The 20,752-nt window shown below is 46.5% G+C and carries 18 protein-coding genes; 10 read left to right on the top strand and 8 right to left on the bottom strand.

Annotated elements, in window-relative coordinates:
• Window positions 1-15: 15 nt before the first annotated feature.
• On the bottom strand, window positions 16-402 hold the full coding sequence (locus LZG94_RS24410; protein WP_233794279.1) for a hypothetical protein: 387 nt from the start codon (window positions 400-402) through the stop codon (window positions 16-18).
• 258 nt (window positions 403-660) lie between these two features.
• On the opposite strand from LZG94_RS24410, the gene LZG94_RS24405 reads away from it, so the two are divergent.
• The 3 genes from LZG94_RS24405 to alaS all read left to right on the top strand — a co-directional run bounded on the left by LZG94_RS24405 (window position 661) and on the right by alaS (window position 7,202).
• Window positions 661-3,834: a glycoside hydrolase family 9 protein gene (locus LZG94_RS24405; protein ID WP_233794278.1), complete on the top strand. Its 3,174-nt coding sequence runs from the start codon at window positions 661-663 to the stop codon at window positions 3,832-3,834.
• Window positions 3,835-3,917: 83 nt separating this feature from the next.
• Window positions 3,918-4,517, top strand: a complete 600-nt coding sequence (locus LZG94_RS24400) for an RNA polymerase sigma-70 factor (RefSeq protein ID WP_233794277.1) — start codon at window positions 3,918-3,920, stop codon at window positions 4,515-4,517.
• Between the two features lie 15 nt (window positions 4,518-4,532).
• The gene (alaS, locus tag LZG94_RS24395) at window positions 4,533-7,202 is read left to right on the top strand and encodes an alanine--tRNA ligase (protein ID WP_233794276.1); all 2,670 of its coding nucleotides are present in this window, start codon (window positions 4,533-4,535) and stop codon (window positions 7,200-7,202) included.
• Window positions 7,203-7,300: 98 nt separating this feature from the next.
• Here the strand turns inward: alaS and LZG94_RS24390 are convergent, their stop codons facing one another.
• Entirely contained in the window at window positions 7,301-7,786 is a 486-nt protein-coding gene (locus tag LZG94_RS24390; protein WP_233794275.1) for a CHRD domain-containing protein, read from the bottom strand.
• Between the two features lie 187 nt (window positions 7,787-7,973).
• A complete protein-coding gene (locus LZG94_RS24385) occupies window positions 7,974-9,074 on the bottom strand; it encodes a hypothetical protein (RefSeq protein ID WP_233794274.1) in 1,101 nt (366 codons plus the stop codon).
• 213 nt (window positions 9,075-9,287) lie between these two features.
• Between LZG94_RS24385 and LZG94_RS24380 the strand changes: the two genes are divergently transcribed.
• A complete protein-coding gene (locus tag LZG94_RS24380) occupies window positions 9,288-9,545 on the top strand; it encodes a hypothetical protein (RefSeq protein ID WP_233794273.1) in 258 nt (85 codons plus the stop codon).
• On the top strand, window positions 9,538-10,164 hold the full coding sequence (locus LZG94_RS24375) for a zeta toxin family protein (protein ID WP_233794272.1): 627 nt from the start codon (window positions 9,538-9,540) through the stop codon (window positions 10,162-10,164). The genes LZG94_RS24380 and LZG94_RS24375 overlap by 8 nt, the downstream gene beginning before the upstream one ends.
• A gap of 6 nt (window positions 10,165-10,170) precedes the next feature.
• Here LZG94_RS24375 and LZG94_RS24370 read toward each other — a convergent pair whose 3' ends face one another.
• The 4 genes from LZG94_RS24370 to LZG94_RS24355 all read right to left on the bottom strand — a co-directional run bounded on the left by LZG94_RS24370 (window position 10,171) and on the right by LZG94_RS24355 (window position 13,953).
• Window positions 10,171-11,991: an STN and carboxypeptidase regulatory-like domain-containing protein gene (locus LZG94_RS24370; RefSeq protein ID WP_233794271.1), complete on the bottom strand. Its 1,821-nt coding sequence runs from the start codon at window positions 11,989-11,991 to the stop codon at window positions 10,171-10,173.
• 15 nt (window positions 11,992-12,006) lie between these two features.
• A complete protein-coding gene (locus LZG94_RS24365) occupies window positions 12,007-12,996 on the bottom strand; it encodes a FecR family protein (RefSeq protein WP_233794270.1) in 990 nt (329 codons plus the stop codon).
• Window positions 12,997-13,002: 6 nt separating this feature from the next.
• Window positions 13,003-13,572 carry an RNA polymerase sigma-70 factor gene (locus LZG94_RS24360; RefSeq protein ID WP_233794269.1) on the bottom strand — a complete coding sequence of 190 codons (570 nt, stop codon included), beginning with the start codon at window positions 13,570-13,572 and terminating at the stop codon, window positions 13,003-13,005.
• A gap of 105 nt (window positions 13,573-13,677) precedes the next feature.
• Window positions 13,678-13,953, bottom strand: coding sequence for a hypothetical protein (locus LZG94_RS24355; RefSeq protein ID WP_215232032.1), 276 nt, complete (start codon window positions 13,951-13,953; stop codon window positions 13,678-13,680).
• A 172-nt stretch (window positions 13,954-14,125) separates the two neighbouring features.
• On the opposite strand from LZG94_RS24355, the gene LZG94_RS24350 reads away from it, so the two are divergent.
• Both LZG94_RS24350 and LZG94_RS24345 read left to right on the top strand, forming a co-directional pair.
• The gene (locus LZG94_RS24350) at window positions 14,126-14,962 is read left to right on the top strand and encodes a KilA-N domain-containing protein (protein ID WP_233794268.1); all 837 of its coding nucleotides are present in this window, start codon (window positions 14,126-14,128) and stop codon (window positions 14,960-14,962) included.
• Between the two features lie 170 nt (window positions 14,963-15,132).
• Window positions 15,133-16,065 (top strand): hydrogen peroxide-inducible genes activator, encoded by a 933-nt coding sequence (locus tag LZG94_RS24345; protein ID WP_215232033.1) that lies wholly within the window; start codon window positions 15,133-15,135, stop codon window positions 16,063-16,065.
• 10 nt (window positions 16,066-16,075) lie between these two features.
• On the opposite strand, the gene LZG94_RS24340 is transcribed toward LZG94_RS24345, so the two are convergent.
• Window positions 16,076-17,794 carry a DNA polymerase/3'-5' exonuclease PolX gene (locus LZG94_RS24340; protein ID WP_233794267.1) on the bottom strand — a complete coding sequence of 573 codons (1,719 nt, stop codon included), beginning with the start codon at window positions 17,792-17,794 and terminating at the stop codon, window positions 16,076-16,078.
• 201 nt (window positions 17,795-17,995) lie between these two features.
• Here LZG94_RS24340 and LZG94_RS24335 point away from each other — a divergent pair, with 201 nt between their 5' ends.
• The 3 genes from LZG94_RS24335 to LZG94_RS24325 all read left to right on the top strand — a co-directional run bounded on the left by LZG94_RS24335 (window position 17,996) and on the right by LZG94_RS24325 (window position 20,724).
• Window positions 17,996-19,264, top strand: coding sequence for an AGE family epimerase/isomerase (locus LZG94_RS24335; RefSeq protein ID WP_233794266.1), 1,269 nt, complete (start codon window positions 17,996-17,998; stop codon window positions 19,262-19,264).
• A gap of 155 nt (window positions 19,265-19,419) precedes the next feature.
• Window positions 19,420-19,617, top strand: a complete 198-nt coding sequence (locus tag LZG94_RS24330) for a CsbD family protein (RefSeq protein ID WP_149641817.1) — start codon at window positions 19,420-19,422, stop codon at window positions 19,615-19,617.
• Between the two features lie 105 nt (window positions 19,618-19,722).
• Window positions 19,723-20,724 carry a 3-hydroxyacyl-CoA dehydrogenase family protein gene (locus LZG94_RS24325; protein WP_233794265.1) on the top strand — a complete coding sequence of 334 codons (1,002 nt, stop codon included), beginning with the start codon at window positions 19,723-19,725 and terminating at the stop codon, window positions 20,722-20,724.
• Window positions 20,725-20,752: the final 28 nt, after the last annotated feature.

Here is a 20,752-nt window from a genome sequence, read left to right as displayed (position 1 = left end):
GGGAGGAAAAGCTCGTCAGTGACTACCGAAAATAAAGTAGAATAAAAAAAAAAGGAAGGTGACCGACATTAGTATGAGAATGATGCCTTTTGCTGTAAAATCGCGATTTGGCGCATCAGGAGATACTTTTTTTGAATCACGATCGCCAATCATATCCAGCGAGTTGCGGATCCTTCCCCAGATTGAATTCACATCCTGGTTGGACAGCATTTCGGGCTTCCAGTCGGAAGCAATCAGAACAAGCTCACGTGCCTTATCGACCGTCTCTTTTCGTGACGGATATTTGACGATCCAATTTTCCCAATAGGAACGGATCGCCTGATCGTCAGGGAACCGCACCCAGCGAATGAAGAGGTTTTCCATCGCCAACTCCTCTGCCGATAACTCTGAAAACGGTTTCATTTTGGTAGCGCGTTAGTAATTAGAAGCCTGAAAAGAATCTGCCCGATTAGTCGGGCTCTGTGTTAATTCTTTGTTAAGCTTTTCGAATAAAAAAGAAACCCTTTTCCCGTTTATACTCACTCCTGCCTCGCTTCTAAACGGAATTGGCACTTGCCCGGCAAATAGCCAGCAGGCTGCATTAGAAAATAGTTTGCATCGTCAGGCATATATATCCACGCCCCGGACAGTCATATATGCAGCACGCTAAATACCATTCTTATGAAACAGTTACTGCTGCCGATTCTGCTCCCTTTCTGCCTCTCGCAGTTTGCTTTTGCACAGAATAAAACCCTTTGGAATGGCGAAGATCAGACAACCCAAGCGTGCAAAACTGCCTACGGGTCGATTCTCTCCGGGCCGGATGCACATACCGGAAATTACTACTTCCAGGCGGAACCTGATAACTGGCACTCGCCCAGAATAAGTTTCGAATGCACGGGCATGTGGCGCGGCGATATTTCGCACTTTGATGCACTCCGCTTTTTCATAAAATCCAATAAGCCGCTTCAAACCACGGCAATTAGTTTCACTACATTTTACGCAGCAGGAAAATGGGTCAACCTTGTACCTTATTTGTCAGCAACCACTTCAATAGGCACTGATTACCAGGAAGTAGTAATTCCAATCGACTCGCTGAAAACAAAGGAATACGACCTCAGCTCGATCGAATCGCTGGAATTCTCAACCGCACCGACTGGCGGGACAACCTTCATTATTGACGAACTAATATTAACTGACAATACTCCGCCTGTCATTTCCGCCAGGCTGCTTTCGCATCAGGTGATCAGGTTGTTGGTTAACGAGCGTTTTGACACTTCCAGCTGCTACGAAGTGTCCAATTACCAGCTTAGCAGTGCGACGGGGCCGGGTTATGGTTTGCCAAAAAATCCTGCACGCGTAGGCAGACAGTCACAGGTTACCGGTTTAAAGCCCAAGTCAGGAACGCCGATTGTACAATGGGAGCTGTTTCTGGTGTTTGATCAACCGCTTCAAAACGGTTTTGAATACCGGCTGGATGTAAAAAGCCTGAAAGATCCCGCTGGAAATGTTGCTTTACTGGACACGACTTTTACGTATTCAGATGCGGCCATTTTCCGGAATGTAAAAGCAAATCAGGTTGGCTACCTGCCCGACAGCCCGAAGCTTGGCAAGCTTGGTAACTTCCTGGGCGACGCGTGGTTTTTGCCCATTGATCCGCAGAATACGCCTGATTTCCATTTGCTTGACGAAGCTGAAAATGTGGTATTTTCCGGCAAAAGCACATTTCTCAAAGCTGATTCGGCTTTCAGCGGCGAAATGGTTTTTGAGCTGGATTTTTCTGGTGTAAAAACGCCGGGTAAATACCATTTGTATGTGCCGGGTTATGGTAGATCTGAACAGTTTAGAATAGCTTCGGATGTTTACGATGAAACTTATTTTCACACTGCCAGGGCACTTTACTTCCAGAGATCAGGCACTTTGCAGCAAGCTAATGCACTGGAATGGGCCCGGAACGGACTGGCCGACCCAACTGCCGAAATACATGCAAGTCACTCATCTTCAAACTTATATTCCACCACCGACTATCCTCCTGGCACGAAATTACCAATGCCCGGCGGTTGGCTCGACGCAGGAGATTACGGCCGCTATGTTCCCACCGCAGCAAGCGCATTGTTTATCCTTTTTACCGCTTTTGAACTATACCCTGAAAAATTTCCGGACAATCACCTCAATATCCCTGAAAGCGGCAACAAAATACCCGACATCCTGGACGAAGCAAAGTATGAAACAACCTGGCTGAAATCCATGCAGGCACCTGACGGCGGCGTGTACTTTCGGGTTACTCCGACAACCTGGTCGGCGGGACTGCCTGAGGAAGAGACGAATACCCTTTATATCTCTGAAAAAACTACACAGTCAACCGCTATGTTCGCAGCTGCGATGGCGATGGCTTACCGCAATCTAAAACGCTATTTCCCTGCGCACGCCAATTCCTGTCTTGCGCAGGCTGTAAAAGCGTGGGCGTTTTTGAAAGCGCACCCGCATTCGTCGGCAACCGTGGTCACGCCCGGAATCTCGGCAGGCCCCTACCCGGACCCGGAAGACAAGGATAACCGCGCCTGGGCAGCGGCAGAGCTGTATAAATCGACCGGTGACGTTTCCTATCAGACCGATTTTCTAGCCTACTATGCACAGATCCCGCACGAATTTCACGCGACCATGAGCTGGCAGCAGCACACCGTAAAAGCTGCCTGGGCGTATGCCACAACCAAATTCCCGACAGACCAAACGATTGTAACCGAGTTCAAAGGTCGACTGGAAAGTGAAATTTTACCCAACTATAATACCCGAACCTTGCAAACGCATGCCTATCGGGGCGCCTACCACCCGTTTAAGGGATATATTGGTTACGGGACTTTTGGGATGGCGCAGAGCTATGCATTTGATTATATTATGTTCAGTTACCTGCTGGGCAAACCGGATTTACTGGATTTAGCAAAAATTCAGCTTGACATTCCATTGGGTAACAATCCGTTATCGAAAACCTTTATTACGGGTATTGGGAAAAACAGCCCTGCATTTCCGCTGCACTGGTCTACCGTCGCAAACCACTATTCTAAGGCTGTGCCAGGTGTTCCGGTTTTTGGTCCGGCAGCCTCGCTGGTCATGAACCGCCCGTCGAGTCTCGCTATTCAGGACCCGCTGAACAGGTATCCTATTGGTTTCAAAAAAGAAGATCCCTACCCCGTTCTGAGAAGATACACAGATACTCGGGAGGCAGTGGAAATGTCGGAATTCACGGTTCAGGAAATTGCGGTAACTGCGGTTGTGTTCGCTTTTTTCAGTTCGATAATCAATGAGGCGCTCCCTGTAAAGCTTGCTGATTTCAATGCTAATATAAACGAATGTCAGGTGCGGCTTGACTGGACAACCTCGGAGGAGATCAATGCTGATTACTTTGCGATCGAACGAAGCGACGACGCACGCAGATTTGCTGAGATCGGGCGTGTGAATGCATTGGGAAACAGTATTACGAATCGGGAATACCAGTTTGTGGATTCGCTTCCCGGCGCGAGAAATTATTACAGATTACGGCAGGTCGACCTTGACAGCACCTTGGAATACTCGGCAATACGTTTTGTGGCCAGCGAATGCGACACTCCCTATTTTGTTTTGAAAAATATCAGCCGAAATCAATACCAATTACAGCCGGCAGAAACAGGGAAAATGCATGGACAAAAATTGACCGGCCGCGTTTACCATATTTCCGGCGCAGTTAAAAGCGCATTCAATATCAAAGAGAACGGCGCGACAGATTTTAACTGTGCTGGATTCAGCCCGGGTATTTACATATTAAAGGTTTTGGGTGATCAGCATGAAGAGCTCTTTACCGGCAAATTATTGGTTTACTAGTCTCAGATAGCAATTATGACCATTCAATAACCAGATCTGCAATTTTCAATTTTTGCTTCAAAAGCGGCCTGGTTTGTGCAGCGATGACGGATATCCACTATCCTACGACACACTTGCCAGACACGGGACAATTTGCAGAAAAAGAAATACTGACGTCATCGCAGGAAGGTGACTCGCACGCATTCCAGAATTTATACAAACAATATCACGGGCAAGTGCAAAGTTACGCCATGCGATTTTCGCAATGCAGCGACGGCGCGCAGGACATTACGCAGGACGTTTTTCTTAAAATCTGGGAAAACCGAAAGCGACTGGCGAAAGTCAAATGCATGGACGCGTATCTCTACACGATGTGCAAAAACAGAAGCGCAACTATTTGCACCAGCTTGTTGCGCGAGCAGCAGGCGCTGCAAAATTTGGCATACGAATATCAGGATCTTCCCGCCGAAGCTGCCGACGAGCTTGCAGCAGAGCAGCGATCGAAATGGCTTAGTATCGCGATAAGACAGCTCCCGCCACAGCGCAGACGCATTTTCCGACTTTGCAAAATGGAAGGTAAAACGCACCGGCAAGCTGCCCTGGAACTGAATGTAAGCCCCGGAACGATCAACGATCATATCGTGAAAGCCACGAGGGCAATCCGTAAATTTCTTTACCTTTGCGGCTCATTTCAGGAGACTTAGTACAACAATTATACAATGACTTCGCATCAAATCCGTCAGGCTTTTCTCGACTTTTTTCGCAGCAAAGAACACCTTATCGTGCATTCGGCACCGCTGGTTGCTAAAAATGACCCTACCCTTATGTTCAACAACTCGGGCATGGCCCAGTTCAAAGACTACTTTTTGGGTAACGGAACCCCGCCTTCCAGAAGGATCGCCGATACGCAGAAATGCCTGCGCGTTTCTGGTAAACACAATGATTTAGAGGACGTTGGATTTGATACTTATCACCATACCATGTTCGAAATGCTCGGCAACTGGTCATTTGGTGATTATTTCAAGAAAGAAGCGATCGCCTGGGCGTGGGAGTTGCTGACGGAAGTTTACAAACTGCCAAAAGACAGGCTGTACGTTTCCGTATTCGAGGGTAATGCAAGTGACGGCGTTCCTTTTGATCAGGAAGCCTGGGATCTTTGGAAAGGAATTGTGGGGGAAGACCGCATTATTCTTGGAAATAAAAAAGATAATTTCTGGGAAATGGGCGATACCGGTCCGTGTGGCCCCTGCTCCGAAATACATGTTGACCTGAGAACTCCGGCAGAAGTGGCGGAGGTTTCGGGCAAGTCACTCGTGAATAACGACCACCCGCAGGTTGTGGAGATCTGGAACCTGGTATTTATGCAGTTTGAGCGGAAAGCCGATGGATCTCTGATTCCCCTGCCTGCTACCCACGTGGATACCGGAATGGGCTTCGAGCGCCTTTGCATGGCGATTCAACAGAAAACTTCGAACTATGATACGGACGTTTTCCAGAATACGATTCAGGTTTTAGAAACGCTTTCCGGTAAAAAGTATGGCTCGGGCGAAGAGCCGTTTGCCGATATCGCGATGCGCGTAATTTCCGACCACATCCGTGCGGTCGCATTCGCAATTACCGACGGCCAGCTTCCTTCCAATGTGAAGGCCGGGTATGTGATCCGCCGGATATTGCGTCGTGCAGTTCGCTACGGATATTCTTATTTAGGCTTTCAGGAACCGTTTTTCTATAAATTGGTAAGCGTACTTTCAGCCCAGTTCAAAGACGTTTTCCCCGAGTTGACAGCGCAGGAAGAGTTTGTTGCAAAAGTGATTCTGGAAGAAGAAAAAAGCTTTTTACGTACGCTCGAATCGGGTCTGAAGCGCCTGGATACGATCACTACTACATTAAAAACGAAAGGAATCAATACCATTCCGGGCGACGAAGTTTTCGAACTGAGCGACACTTTCGGTTTCCCCGTCGACCTTACTGCCCTGATTGCCAGGGAAAAAGGTTTGCTGGTAGACGAGGCCGGATTTCAGGATGCACTGGCGGAACAGAAAAAGCGCTCCCGCCAGGATGCAGCCAAAGAAGCAACCGACTGGATCGAGCTGCGTGAAGCCGACGGCGTGGAGTTCCTGGGTTATGATTTTGAAGAAACTCACAGCCATATTGTCAAATACCGGAAAGTGAAAACCAAAACCGGCGAAGAATATCATATTGTATTGGATAGAACCCCATTTTATGCTGAAATGGGTGGTCAGGTTGGTGATACGGGGGTACTGGTTTTGAAGGGGGACGACAAGGGAGAAAGGGAGGATGGAGGAAGGAGCATTGTGATTGTGGATACTAAGAAGGAGAATGACCTTTTTGTCCATATTTCGCGGGACAAAAATTTAGACAATATTTTGCAGAATGCTGGTATTGTGACTGCGAAGATCGATTTGAATCGCCGGGAAAAAATTCAGGCTAACCACTCGGCAACCCACCTGATGCTTTCGGCAATGCGTGAGGTACTTGGCACGCACATCGGACAAAAAGGTTCTTACCTGAACGATGAAGTTCTCCGCTTTGACTTCTCGCACTTCACGAAAGTAACCGACGAAGAACTGGCAAAAATTGAAGACCGCGTCAACGAAAAGATTCGTGATAATATCGCTCTGGACGAGCGCCGCAACGTGCCGATCCAACAGGCGCTGGATGCAGGCGCGACTGCCACTTTTGGTGAAAAATATGGCGATTTCGTTCGTCTGATCATATTTGACCCTACCTATTCATTCGAGCTCTGCGGGGGAACGCACGTGCCTTCAACCGGGAAGATCGGTGTATTCAAATTCATCTCGGAAGGCTCCGTTTCAGCTGGTGTTCGCCGGGTGGAGGCAGTAACCGGTGAAAAAGCGCTGGAATTGTTGCGTGACCAGGAGGCGGTTTTGGCGAAAATCAAAGAGCTGCTTAAAAGTCCGACCGACCTTGTAAAAGCGGTGGAAAGCCTCCTTGACGAGCGCAGCAATTTGCAGAAAAAGATCATTTTTCTCGAAAATGAAAAGATCCAGTCGCTGAAAACGTCGCTGGTTGCGAATATGGAAAAGCACAAAACATTTAATCTGATCGTTGAAAAGGTGCAGGTTCCATCGGCCGATTCATTGAAGCAATTATCCTACGAGTTGCGCGACCAGATCGAGAACCTTATCGCTGTGTTCGGCGCGGAGATCGGCGGTAAACCGCAGTTATCCGTATTCATTGCTGAAAATATCGTGCAGGAAACTGGTTTGAATGCAGGTAAGATCGTGAAAGAACTTGCGCAGGAAATTCGCGGCGGTGGCGGCGGACAACCGTTTTTTGCGACTGCCGGCGGGTCTGACGCTTCCGGCCTGGACAATGCACTGGCGAAAGCAAAAGGCTTATTTTAATAAACTGAAATTTAAATAAATGCAAAAGAGCGGATCCCGAAGGATACCGCTCTTTTTTGCAGCGTGTGATAACGCAACGTTGAGTATGTATTTCTTTGTTATTCTTCTGCTTTAAGCTGGCCACGAATTTCTCCCTGCGGATATTTCGCGCTGTGGATGTTTACATAATATAAACCTGCCTTCAAATCGGCAACCTGAGCTTCTGTTAATGTGTCGACGAATGCGAAAGGCGAAGTGAATTCAGTACCAAAATCGATTACTACTGATCCGGTAGAATCTGCCGGTGCCTTGTGAATATGCCACGCCGTTGGTGTGAAGACAGAATCCGTCGCCGACGAGTCGGAAGAAGTGGAGTCACTGTACAGAATATTGATTTTCAGGATCCTTGATTCCTGATCTAATGTCCCATCTACTGAACCAGTGGCTGTTGATGTATTAGCCGGAATCTCGTTCGCCCCGGAGAGTGTAGTGCTTACTTTCAACTCAGGCAATACGGGAGTTGGGTCAGTTGTATTGTCGTCATCATTACACGCAGCAACCATCCCGGCGACTAAAAACACACCCACAAATGCTAATTTTCTCATAATCCGTTATTTTGGTAAATAATTGGTTTGACCACTCAAAGGTAAAATATGATACCTCAGAGTGGCTAAGCCAACAACCAGCTGGTTATGAGAAAATTACAATTTCAGGGGTAGTACCGTCTTATGGGTATAAAGACAGCCCTTTGCTGAATTTTACAACAATTTAGAGTGAAAATGACCTGTACTGTCAAAGGATGAGCTGAATACCTGCATTGAAGCCAAGGAAGACTCCCTGAAAATCGGTCGAATTGTTGTTCTTCCACAGGTACTTTTCTACGAAGCTAAACTCGTCTTCCCGTTCATGCGTTACGTAGTTGATGGTTGGCCCGGCGAAGACCTCAAACCGGCTTCCCAGCTTGTAGGCGGGTAAAATGCGTAGTGAGTTTTTGAAATAATGTCCCCCTTCAAAGTCTGAAAGTGAGTGACTGACTGCTTCTGCATTGATGCGAAAATGATTGGTGATCCTAATATGCGCTCCCAGTCCAGCCTCGACGGCGTAAAGCGCTTTCGCGTTATCTTTTAAGTTATATCCAATACCTGCGATCCCGTACAAAACCCTTCCTCCCGACCGGAATGAGGCAATACTCGTCATGGATTCGTCCAATGTAAGCGCGATTGATTTTTCTCCGCTTTTTATAAAATTGAAGATGGCGATCGGGTAATCGCTGGTGTCGGCAATATTGACCAAACCTGCGAGCTGAATGCCTTTTACTTTCTTCGCAATGTTCATAAATCCCGCCACCTGCATGTTGGTCGTACCCGCTTTGTTCAGAAACCCGGATACCTGCGCGCCCTGCACGCTATCTTTCGCAAGATTAGTAAAACCGGCTATTTGTAAACCTTTCGCGCTACCCGACAAATTCATAAATCCTGCAACTTGCGCCCCTGCGGCTTTCTCCTTCACGATATTCCCAAAACCTGCCATTTGAATGCCCGAAGCAGATTTACCTACCATATTGAGCGCCCCCGCCACTTGCATGCCGCGCGCCTCGCCGCCGATCAGATTTACGGCACCGGCAATCTGTCCGCCCGACGCATTGTTTTTGATCAGATTCGCCGCACCTGCGATCGCAGCGCCAGTCTCATTGGCAGATAATCCGGCGATTGTGTGCAGAGAAAACCGGTTTGTGTAGCTCGCAGCGCGCTGTCCGTTGGAACTTACAGGATAAATAAGGCCGAAATGCACTACTGAAAGTGTGTCCCGCTGAGCAAATGCATTGAACGAGAAAACAGCTAAAAGAATAGTAACTATGATTGACTTCGGGGAAATGATCAGTTGAATTTTCATGGTATTGTATTTAAATAAAATGATTCAAATACATACGGTCCGTTACGATCAGTCCAGTTGCAGGCCTACAATGCCATCTCGTCGCCGTATGTACAATACTGACAACGCGGGGCAGGGTAACCCTAAAAAAAACTGAGGTTTTTTGGCGTTTTTTATCAATTCTCGTTATATTGAAAACTAAGTATCGCAATTCAATTAGCTAGCACAATATTCATGCATCACGACGAAAACAGAATTAACCGTAGACTTGAAGAGCTGAGATTAAGCACCTTAGAGGCAGGCTCAGCATTTATGATTCGGGATACAGAGTTCTTCGAAGATGGATTTATCAATGAATATCCAGACGGCTCAATGAAACTAATGAAACTCAGCGAAGACCAACGTTCCGCCTTTGAAATAAGAACTTTAACAATTTTAGAAGTGGCTCAAATGAGAAAAAAACACGGTCTTGCAGGTATAATTTATGCCTGAACTTTTTGTAATTACTGGCCCAAACGGGGCGGGAAAGTCTGTTTTAAGTAAAAGCCTGTTGCCCGAAACAGTGAACCTGCCTGTCTTCGACGGCGATAAAATGTTCTATCAACTTCTTGACGGCTTTTATCAGGAACTTAAGGTATCCAAGTATGCCAGAGAAAAAGCTGGTGAGGCATTGCAGGTTACATTCGAAAGGTTAATCAGGGACTCAATTTTAGTAGGAAGTGATTTTGCATATGAAGGGCATTTCAGCGAACAAACTTCCTGGCTGACTATTGAAAGATTTAAATCTGCCGGTTACAGGATCAACTTCACATTTTTGTCGCTGGAAACTGTTGAAATCTCATTGCAACGTGTTGCAATGCGGGTAGCACAGGGAGGGCACTTTGTTTCCCCTATTCATATTCGCCACAATTTTTACGGCAACATTGAAATGCTGGACAAGCATTTGCATTTGATAGATCGACTTAAAATAATTGATAATAGTAGCCACTTATCGCGTATACTGCTAAAAATGGAAAGCGGGAGACCTATTTATATCAGGCCAGGAATGTTACCGCCCTGGCATACAAGCACCGCTCCCGTCCTTTTCGCCAAGATTGCGAAATGTGTATAAGTTCAATCACAATCTCCCATAACGCCAGCTTACCCCACCGTGCCAGCCTAGCCAGGAGGAAACTTTGTCGGATATTTTGGTCGAGGGATAGTTGCCGGGGGGATAGGTTTTGTATTCGGGATTCGGCTCTTTTTGATCATTATGATAGAAAGAATAGGCAGGTCCCGCGAAAATGACGAACCGCTTGACCGGCTTCCAAGTAACAGCGGTTTGGAACCGGTACAGGAAGGGGGTATTCTCCCAGCTGCCCTGATAGATATTGAGATTGACGAATTCCGTCAGAAAGCCGACTTTCTTGAAAGGAAAAAACTCTTTACCCACACCAAAACCAAACTGGTAAGTCCGTTTCTCCGTCCCAGCATCCGCGCCGGCGGTGAGTATACTGTAAAAACGATGCGTACCCATTTTCCACGCCACATTCAGCGGGGTAATTTCAGTGGCGTAAACCGAGATATTAGAAGTGCTTTTTCGGATGATATTGATCAATCCAAAACTTACACCCGAGGAGCTGTCAGCGACATTTAATACACCCAGCTGAAATCCTCTCAGAATTTTGGCGGAGTTGAAAGTACCCAATTGCACGCCGCGCATTTCGTTTTTGACAATATTCAATCCACCTGTGATCTGCATACCTTGCAGAGACTGCCGGGTCCGGTTTGCGGCACCCCCGATTTGAACGCCACGAAAATCGCCCGAAGTGTGGTTCACTGCACCAGAAACCTGGACGCCGCTCCCATTTCCACCAATAATACCCAATGCGCCCGAAACCTGCACGCCTTCGAAAGTATCGCGTGCCCGGTTCATAAAACCACTTACCTGCACTCCCCTTACCCTTTTCTTGACAATCCCGCTGAATCCCGAAAGCTGCACGCCGCTCAGCGAATCGATGATCTGGTTGTGAAAACCGGCTATTTGCACACCTTCGACTTTCCCGGAAACCACATTGAATGCACCCGCGATTTGAAGGTAACGTACATCCTGCCTGGATATATTAAACCCACCCGCCAGTTCCGCGCCATTCACACCCGCCGTGTAACCACCTAATATATTGAGAGAAAACTTGTTAACTACCTGGGGACTCAATTTCCCGTGCGTGCCCAAACCCGGCGTAAGCGAAGCCTGATAAGGTAGCGCCGTAAAGAACCGGCTGATATTCCGGCTCTGCATTCTTGTTCGCGCCGAAAGAAAAAGTCGTCCCAGCCAGGTAGACTGGCCTTCGGAATATCGTACAATAAGTGGATCCAGATCGACAGCCTTTTGGTTGATCAATATGCGCATATCCTCGCGCTGCGGCTGTCCGATCACAACCGTAGTGTCTGCATAACCTACTTTACTGATCACCAAATTGACCGGAAACCCCCTTTCTCTTACGCGCAAACGGAAATGTCCGTCGTCGCCAGACATCGTCGAGACGAGCAACTGTCGCGAATAAACGCTCGCGTAATCGACCGGCGCATTGCCTTCCTGATCGATAACGTACCCCGAAATATAAATGGTCCTGTCTTTTACAGCAGGCAGAATAATCACATAATCGCCCTTTTCCCGGTATTGATATTTATCCTGAAAAAGTATATTCAAAACGTCCCGCACGGGCTTCTGAATGACATTTAACGTCACCAGACTATCACCCGCCACGATATTGCTATTATAGGAAAAGTAAAATTTACCCTGCTCGCTGATCGTTTTCAAAACCTCAGAAACCGGTTGCCCTTTCACTGAAATGGCAACCGGTTTATCAAGTATTTGCTGCGCTTGCGACAGGATCGGAATTACGATCAGGATAACAGCCAGCCGCAAAACGCGTATTAAGCTAAAAGTCAAATTCATTCCGAAAGATAAGGTCTATTTCAAAATGATCCGCTTTCCGTCTTGCTCTGCGGTTATTGAAAAAGTCTCACTGATCACTGCAATGATATTTTCCAGGGATTTTTGTTCAAAAGTGGTATTGATAGGCAGGTTTCTGATCCGTTCGTTTTCAATCACAATTTCCGCTTCATAAGCTTCATTCAGAATTTCAACGAGCCGCCACAGCGGGGTATCTTCGCAAATAAGCCGGTTGGTTCGGTAATACTTGTAAAATTCATCCTGTGACTTCTGCTTCGTCAAACCGCCCGCAACACGAGAAGCCGTCGCTTTTTCTTTGGGTTTCACTTTGATCATTTGTGTATCCCGGGCAACTTCCACCAGGCCGGTTTCCACTACCACTTCCGTTTTCTCAATGCTATTTTTAACATTAAACGAAGTACCTACCACTCTCACAGTTACGTCATTTACAGAGATAATAAATGGCTTTGCTTTGTCGGGTGTTACATCAAAAAATGCTTCCCCGGTCAGTGCCACACTTCGTTTTGCTCCGGTAAAATGCTCAGGATAGGATATTGTCGACCTTCGGTTTAAGACTACAACCGAACCGTCAGGCAGCGTATCCGTCAAGGTCTGCTCGCCGGAACTGATTGTAATCTGCTCATTTCCAAGCTGGTTACCCACTAAAAGATAAGCCAGCCAGCCTGTGCAAACCGCCAGCAAAATGGTCGCCGCAACTCTGAACTGATTAAAAACGGGCTTCTGGTACATCGATACTAGATTCTCCTTTTCCTGAGGAAAGTTAACCCTGTCTTTGAATCGCTTCCAGGCCGCATTTTCATCTACTATACTCCTGATTTCCAACTCTTTGCTCTGCTGCCAGATCAACTCAAAATGTTCGAAGTAGCGCAGGTTATCGTCGCTGTCGGATAACCACTGATTAATTTCCATTTGTTCTGCCACCGTAGCTTCATCGAGCAGCGATTTGACGAGCAGATCATCTATCGGGCGGTCTAATTCTTGTTTCATGACTGATTAACTGAGGAAAAATAATAGGAATGAGGCCGGTAAAAAATCGACCAGTTTAAGTCTTAGAAGGCGCAGCGCCTTGCCCATTTGATTCTCGACGGTCTTCACGGGTAAGTCGAGCCGGTCGGCGATTTCCTGGTATTTGAGCTCTTCAAACCTGCTCATCTGGAATATCGTCCTGCACTTTTCGGGTAGTTCTTTCAATGCAATATCCAGCCTGGTTTCCAGTTCCGACAGCTCGATCCCGTGCCCGGCGTTGCTGGGGTGTTCCATTTGATGCACCGCGTAGGATTGGTATGCATCGCGCACTTTCAGGTGTTTGATATAGTTCAGACTTTCGTGGTAAACCGAGCGGTACAAATAGCCGCTGATCGACTCGCGGATCTCAAAATGATCTGCTTTTTCCCATAACCGGCAAAAAACGTTCTGAACCATTTCCTCCGCCATAAAATCGTCCCGCAGGATCGTGCGGGCATAAGCGTGCAGTCCTTTGAAGTGTTTTTTAAAGATTTGCTCAAACTCCCACTCTCTGTCCCTGCTCAAATGTGTTACATGATCTGCTATGGCTACATTCATTGCACTCGTCAGATTTTAAATAAAAAGCGCCCGACTTGGTTGCTCATTGGAATGACAACCAGTCGGGCGCTTACCCTAATTTTTCTAACGAATATTTACTGCTACCTAATTCTTCTTGCCAGCCTTCAAGGAATCAGCCGACTTGCTGGTTTTGAAGCGTTTGTCGGGGGTACCGTCTTTTTTCAGATTCTTGTTTTCATTGTAGCGTTTGTCCGGCGTACCGTCCTTTTTCAGCTTTTTATTCTCCGCGTAGCGTTTGTCCGGCGTCCCGTCTTTCTTGGTTTTAAGCTCTGTCTGGGCTTTGTCCTGCGTAGTTTGCGCGATTACCGGTGCTGTCACTGCCAAAAATGCCAGCATAACCAATGCTTTCAGATTTTTCATAGTTACAATTTAAAAGTGAGCGATAGTAAGTTTGAATAACACATTCAGTTTCAAAGGTAAAGAACTGGGCCAGTGATTGATGTAAATAAAAAAAGACAAATTATTTGCTACCAGAAAAGTGACCAAATTGAATTGTGGCAGTCTTAGTATCATACTATAACTGTCATTCAATATGAACCAAACATCAATCACGGTTAACGGGTATGATATATCCGTAATGAATAAAGCTAAGGAGGAATACATTTCACTCACCGATATCGCAAGACAAAAAAGTGACCTTGGCACAGGCCTAATAATTTCACACTGGCTCAGCACAAAATTTACCGTTGAATTTATTGGTCTCTGGGAACAGATGCACAATCCGGATTTTAATGTTACGGAATTCAGTAACATTAAAAATCAGGCAGGGAGCAATGGTTTTATCCTATCGTCCAAACAGCTGATCGAGAAAACTGGTGCGATTTCGATCATATCCAAACCTGGCAGGTACGGAGGGGGTACTTTTGCTCACAAGGATATTGCATTCGAATTCGCGTCCTGGATTTCACCATCTTTCAAATTGTATCTGATTAAAGAATTTCAAAGATTAAAAGAGGACGAGAATGAGAGGCTTTCGCTAGACTGGCAACTGCATCGAGCACTGGCCAAAATTAACTATGGTATTCACACAGATGCTATCCAGGATATTCTGTTGCCTAAAATCATAGACAAAAAGCAATCTGCCATGATATATGCCAATGAGGCGGAGCTGATTAATGTCGCATTATATGGTATAACATCAAAGGAATGGAAAAAACAAAATCCCGACAGAAATGAGAGCTTGCGGGATTCCTCTACCATAGTGCAGCTGGTTATTCTGTCTAACCTGGAAAGCATTAATGCGATGCTGATCCGCCAAGGTCTGTCGTCCTCAGAGCGGATCAAGCATTTGAATGCGGTAGCAATAGCCCAAATGAAATCTCTCTTTCGAATGGAAATCACAAAAGTCTTAAAATCAGGCTCAAATTGATTGAGACATCCGCCCCTGTGGAAGTGGTCTTTCAAAAAAATAGCAAAAAGTCTATTGATAGAAATAATAGTGTGTTTAATTTATATCAGTGTCACCTATAATACTATAGCCGACTGTCCTCTCCTTTCTTGCTGAGCGGATAAAAATAACCAAACAGCAGTGCTCAAAATATGAATATCCAACAACTGGAATATATCGTCGCCGTTGACAATTACAGGCATTTTGTGCAGGCTGCGGAGCATTGTAATGTCACGCAGCCTACTCTTTCTATGATGATCAGGAAGCTGGAAGAAGAACTTTCAGTCAAGATCTTCGACCGGACCAAGCAACCGATCGTACCGACCAGCATTGGCCGGAAGATTATTGACCAGGCTAAGGCGATACTAAAAGAAACTTCCAGAATGAATGAGATCGCGAAGCATTTCAACGGCGATCTTTCCGGCGAGCTCCGCGTGGGAATTATTCCAACCATTGCACCCTATTTGCTGCCGCATTTCGTGAATCCATTTATCTCCGAATATCCGGATATCAAGCTGCACGTTTCTGAAATGATTACAGAAAAAATCATTTCTGAGCTAAAAATAGGAAATCTGGACGTTGGGATCATCGCTTCGCTTTCCGAAGAGAGCAGCTTGCAGGAGATACCTTTGTATAAAGAGCGGTTTTTCGCCTACGTGTCAGAAAATGCGGAAATTTATTCGAAACAATATATCCTGCCCACCGACATTGAACCAAACGAATTGTGGCTGCTCGAAGAAGGGCATTGCTTCCGGACCCAAATCCAGAAACTTTGCGAACTGAGCCGGAACAGCCAGTTCGGCAGCAGTTTCAGCTACCGGTCGGGCAGTATGGAAACGTTGATCCGGATGGTGGAGCGGAATGGAGGTATTACGATTCTACCTGAAATGGCCGTAATGGAGCTGTCTGACGATCGTAAAAAGCATATTCGCAGTTTTAAATTTCCAGAACCCGCCCGCGAAGTTTGCCTGATCGTAAACCGCGAACAAATGAAAACGCGCCTCATCGACGCGCTCAAAGGCGGCATTACCGCCAATTTACCAACTGAAATTTTTGAAGAACGAGCAGAATTGAGAATGCTTTGATTACAGAACCTTACAGTTTCGCCGCACGACGGTCACGCAGGTAACCTTCTATTTTTTCGAGATCGAATGTATTAAATGTCATCTCCTTTGTCAGGCCGCCTTTTCTCGCATTTGCTACGCCGTAATGCATATCCAGGTAACCTTCCATCGCGTGAGCGTCTGGGTTAATACTCAGCAGAACTCCCTTTTCCATGCAATAGGAAATCCAGCGCCAGTCCAGATCAAGCCGCCAGGGCGACGCATTGATTTCTACGACCACCTGATTCGCTGCACACGCATCTATAATGACCTTATGATCAATAGGATAACCTTCACGGGAAAGTAGTAACCGTCCGGTCGGGTGCCCGAGAATGGTCGTGTACGGATTTTCGATCGCCTTCAACAGCCGCGCGGTCGCTTTTTCCTGTGACATAGTCAGGTTGCTGTGCACGGAAGCGACGATGTAATCGAAGGAAGCCAGTATTTCAGTTGGGTAGTCAAGTGAACCGTCGCCGAGAATATCGGATTCGATCCCTTTTAAAATCTTGAAAGGTTTGGCAGGATTTTCGGTTGCAAAACGCGCGTTCAGCTTTTCTATTTCCTGATGCTGCCGGATCACATCTGCGATCGGAAGCCCTTGTGCGTACACGGCTGTTTGCGAGTGATCTGCGATTCCGAGGTATTCAAAACCCAGGTCCCGGCAATGCACGGCCATTTGTTCCAAAGTATGCTGCCCGTCGGAATAGGTACTGTGGTTGTGTAAAATTCCTTTCAGATCATCCCAGGTAACCAGCTCTTCGGACTTGTGTTTTTCGGCCCAGATAAACTCTTGCGACCCCTCGCGCATTTCAGGAACAATATATGGGAAGCCTGCTTTTTCGTAAATAGCTGCTTCTGTATCTGCCGTTTCATAATACGCCTGCCGCCAGATACTGGTACCTGACGAATTCTGGAATCCAAGATGTTCAGCGTCAGCTGTTTCGAGGAACAATTCATTCACAGCCCGCTCCGGTTTCACAGCCACGATCTCGATCGCAACAGCCACATCCTGTACATTTCCCCGCCAAACGAATGGAGAAGATTGCTTTTCATTTTGCACCAGCCAGTCGATTTCACCGATCGTATTTTGTAACAGAGCCGGCGATTCGGTGACCGCCAGAATGCGGATTGTATCTACTATTTCGGATTTACGACGGATATCTCCGGCCGCTTCCACCATTTCAAAAGTCTTTCTAAGTTCTTCAATAATAGCATTCGCAACTGACTCCGCTTTGTCCATTCTCAGCTTACCCGCCTGGTCTTTCAAAAATGCGAGCGAATCGAGGATTTTCTGCTGGATACTGTTCCCAAAGCCTTTCAGCTTGGAAACCGCGCCGTTTAGACAGGCAAGTTCTAGCTCGTGCAGGTTGTCAATCCCCAGCTCCCGCCAGAGTACCGCGATCTTTTTCGGACCTATTCCTTTGATATTGAACATCTCCATCACCCCAAGGGGCGTGTTGCTGATCAGCTCCTCCAATTCGGGAAAAGTGCCCGTCTGCGCGATCTGGGCTATTTTGGTAGCCGTACTCTTCCCCACTCCCTGCAATTTCGTGAGTTCCTGCTCAGTCATGTTTTGGAGCTCCCCTTCCTTGTATTTATCGAGATAAAAGGCCGCTACCGAATACCCTTTGATCTTGAAAGGGTCTGCATTGTGCAGTTCGAGTAATTTGGCGGTAAGTTCTAGGATCTCAACAATTTCAGGATTGCTCATAGGATGAAGATTAACGGAATGTTCTGCGAATTTACATCTTACCTCCGCTTCCGCGTAGTTCAGTAGGTATTTTATTGGCCCGACTTAATTACGGAAATAGCGTTATCTGCCAAAACAGACTACAATAATGCAAAATTTTCCAGCAGATAGCCCATTTGACCAAAACCAGAGTTAAATCAAAAACTTACCTTTTTATACCCGATGAATATTGAACAATTAAAAAGCTATCGCGCCGAGATTCACAATCACCTGACAAATGAGTTGTTACCATTTTGGGAAAATCGATGTGTAGATAAAGAAAACGGCGGTTTTATTACGCATTTCGACAATGCAGGAAATGATTCGGGCGAAGATGAGAAATCGCTGATTGCGCAAACCAGGACTGTTTTCACTTTTTCGTCAGCGCATCGAGCCGGTTACGGCGAAGGCAGATATGTCGAAATCGCCCGGCACGGAGTTGACTTTCTGATTGACAAAATGTGGGATAAAGAACATGGCGGCTTTTATTGGCTGATGGACCGCAAAGGCAATGTAAAAATCGACGAAAAGATCATTTACGGCCACAGTTTCGCAATGTATAGTCTGGCCGAATATACGCTGGCGACCGGCGATCCGCGCGGGCTGGAATATGCGGAGAAGGTTTTTGATCTGCTTCAAAAATACGGTGCGGATACTTATTACGGAGGTTATTTCGAAATGTTCCACCGTAACTGGGAGCTGAAAGGCGCTGGTCCTGCCGGCGGCGACCGCAAGACGCTCGATGCGCACATGCATTTAATGGAAGCATTTACAACGTTATATGAAGCAAGCCAGCAGCAGGTACACAAACGCAAGCTGCTAGAAATCATCCAGTTACTGATCAAAAAGATCATGCACCCGGTTTACAAAACGGGTATCCCGCAGTTCTGGGCTGACTGGTCGGTAGCGCCGCAGATTAAATTTGACATTATTTGGGGTTGGGACCGGTTTAGTGAAGATGGAATGAAAAGCGCGGCAGAAGATAATACCAGCTACGGCCACAATGTGGAATTCGCCTGGCTGCTGATGCACGCGCTTGATATTGCGGGCATTCCTTACGATGCATACCAGGAGCAACTCCTCGCCTCCTACGACCACGCGGTCGAGCACGGCATTGACTGGGAATTTGGCGGCGTCTATGTGGAAGGATCGCATGCGGGAGAAGTGTATGATCGCGAAAAGGAGTTCTGGCAGCAGGCAGAAGTCATCATCGGAATGCTCGACGCGTACCGGGTTTATGGTGATGAAAAATACCTGAAAGCCTACGACGCGACGCATCGTTTCGTTTTCGATCACATGATCCACTCAGAAGTCGGAGAATGGCTGCCGCTGCTTACCCGCCAGGGCGAGCCGATCTGGAAACACATGAGCCACTCCTGGAAAGTTAATTACCATTCAGTGCGGTCGATGGTACAGGGAATTGTGCGTCTCGACAAATTGATTAACTCCTGACATGCCAGCGCCAGCTTTTCGCAAAAACTTGGACAGATACGGGAATTTATTACTCAAAACTAATATTTAAAGTGCCTTTCAAGGCTCTCAGGACATTTGGTACAGTTGTTGAACTGGTTTTGTGAAATGAATTTGCAAACTAAATAAACAAAATCATGAGTGCTTTCACACAACAAGTAAAAGGAAACTGGAACGAATTGAAAGGTAAATTCAAGCAACAATATGCTGATTTGACTGACGATGATCTGCTATATGAAGATGGAAAAGAAGATGAACTTCTTGGAAAACTTCAGAAAAAGCTAGGTAAGACCAGGGAGGAAGTAGAATCGGAAGTAGCAAGCTGGTCAAGATAGTTTTAGCAGGTTTTTAAAAGGGCCCCGGGATCAATGATTCCGGGGCTTTTTTCGTAAATAGCGGTGAGAAAATCGTTTTGGTAATACTAAAATTGCATTCGTTTTATGAATACAAATGAGATACCCGTCGGCATCGTCGGATTGGGCCTGATGGGCTGCAGCATTGTTACCTGCCTGCTTATTGCGGGGCATCAGGTTGCCGCTATTGCGCCACTCAGTGCCGATATGGAACACGCGGAAAGGCGGATCCGGGAGCATTTACAGAAATCGTGGGAAAACGGGCTGATCGATAATGAACCTGAATATTACCTGCGCCGGCTGATCCTTACCGAAGATTACGATGTGCTGTATCCTTGTAAGCTTGTTAATGAATGCACGATTGAAAATATAGATATTAAAGCGTCTGTTTACAAAAAAATTGAGGCTGTGATCAAGCCGGATGCGATTTTATCAAGCAATACTTCGGCTATTCCGATCAGCCAGCTGCAAAAATTAACTCAATATCCTGAACGTTTTCTCGGCCTGCATTGGTCGGAACCTGCACATACAACGCGGTTTCTGGAAATCATCTGCGGCGAGCAGTCGGATATTAAGTACGGCGAATACCTGTATGAACTCTCGCATCAATGGGGCAAGGAGCCTATTTTGGTTAGAAAAGATATTGCCGGTTTTATCACAAATCGCCTGATGTATGCGATGTACCGCGAGGCAATTAATTTGGTGGAAAACGGTTACGCGACGATCGAAGATGTGGACCGTTCCTGCCGCAATAATGCGGGATATTTTATGACGCTGGTTGGCGTTTTCAGATGGATGGATTTGACAGGCGTTCCAGCCTATCATACCGTGATGAAAAACCTTTTACCGACCTTGAACAATAGTACCGAAGTTCCTGAGCTGATCGATAAAGTGGTGCGTGAAGGTGGAAAAGGTGTACTGAACTCTCACGGCTTCTATGACTACGAACCGGGCGAAGCGGAAGTGTGGGAGGAAACATTCAAGGAGTTTACCTATGAAATCAGAGAACTGGCATTGAAGTATCCGGCGGATATCGTAAAGCGGCGGCTGGCTGAGAAAAATATGGCAAAAGATACAGCCGGATCGTGATTCTTTTCCATTTAAAAGCGGTTGTATT

This window comes from Dyadobacter sp. CY343, assembly GCF_021390335.1.
Lineage (GTDB): Bacteria > Bacteroidota > Bacteroidia > Cytophagales > Spirosomataceae > Dyadobacter.
Note: the sequence above shows the minus strand (reverse complement) of the source record. Positions and strands in the feature narration are given on the sequence as shown.

Bases quoted from the DNA above. Each gene is read 5' to 3' on its own strand.
- LZG94_RS24340 (WP_233794267.1), bottom strand. From the start codon at position 17,794: ATGAGCAATCCTGAAATTGTTGAGATCCTAGAACTTACCGCCAAATTA.
- LZG94_RS24365 (WP_233794270.1), bottom strand. From the start codon at position 12,996: ATGAAACAAGAATTAGACCGCCCGATAGATGATCTGCTCGTCAAATCG.
- LZG94_RS24335 (WP_233794266.1), top strand. From the start codon at position 17,996: ATGAATATTGAACAATTAAAAAGCTATCGCGCCGAGATTCACAATCAC.
- LZG94_RS24330 (WP_149641817.1), top strand. From the start codon at position 19,420: ATGAGTGCTTTCACACAACAAGTAAAAGGAAACTGGAACGAATTGAAA.
- LZG94_RS24355 (WP_215232032.1), bottom strand. From the start codon at position 13,953: ATGAAAAATCTGAAAGCATTGGTTATGCTGGCATTTTTGGCAGTGACA.
- LZG94_RS24390 (WP_233794275.1), bottom strand. From the start codon at position 7,786: ATGAGAAAATTAGCATTTGTGGGTGTGTTTTTAGTCGCCGGGATGGTT.
- LZG94_RS24405 (WP_233794278.1), top strand. From the start codon at position 661: ATGAAACAGTTACTGCTGCCGATTCTGCTCCCTTTCTGCCTCTCGCAG.
- LZG94_RS24380 (WP_233794273.1), top strand. From the start codon at position 9,288: ATGCATCACGACGAAAACAGAATTAACCGTAGACTTGAAGAGCTGAGA.
- LZG94_RS24325 (WP_233794265.1), top strand. From the start codon at position 19,723: ATGAATACAAATGAGATACCCGTCGGCATCGTCGGATTGGGCCTGATG.
- LZG94_RS24385 (WP_233794274.1), bottom strand. From the start codon at position 9,074: ATGAAAATTCAACTGATCATTTCCCCGAAGTCAATCATAGTTACTATT.
- LZG94_RS24350 (WP_233794268.1), top strand. From the start codon at position 14,126: ATGAACCAAACATCAATCACGGTTAACGGGTATGATATATCCGTAATG.
- LZG94_RS24375 (WP_233794272.1), top strand. From the start codon at position 9,538: ATGCCTGAACTTTTTGTAATTACTGGCCCAAACGGGGCGGGAAAGTCT.
- LZG94_RS24370 (WP_233794271.1), bottom strand. From the start codon at position 11,991: ATGAATTTGACTTTTAGCTTAATACGCGTTTTGCGGCTGGCTGTTATC.
- LZG94_RS24360 (WP_233794269.1), bottom strand. From the start codon at position 13,572: ATGAATGTAGCCATAGCAGATCATGTAACACATTTGAGCAGGGACAGA.
- LZG94_RS24410 (WP_233794279.1), bottom strand. From the start codon at position 402: ATGAAACCGTTTTCAGAGTTATCGGCAGAGGAGTTGGCGATGGAAAAC.
- alaS (WP_233794276.1), top strand. From the start codon at position 4,533: ATGACTTCGCATCAAATCCGTCAGGCTTTTCTCGACTTTTTTCGCAGC.
- LZG94_RS24400 (WP_233794277.1), top strand. From the start codon at position 3,918: ATGACGGATATCCACTATCCTACGACACACTTGCCAGACACGGGACAA.
- LZG94_RS24345 (WP_215232033.1), top strand. From the start codon at position 15,133: ATGAATATCCAACAACTGGAATATATCGTCGCCGTTGACAATTACAGG.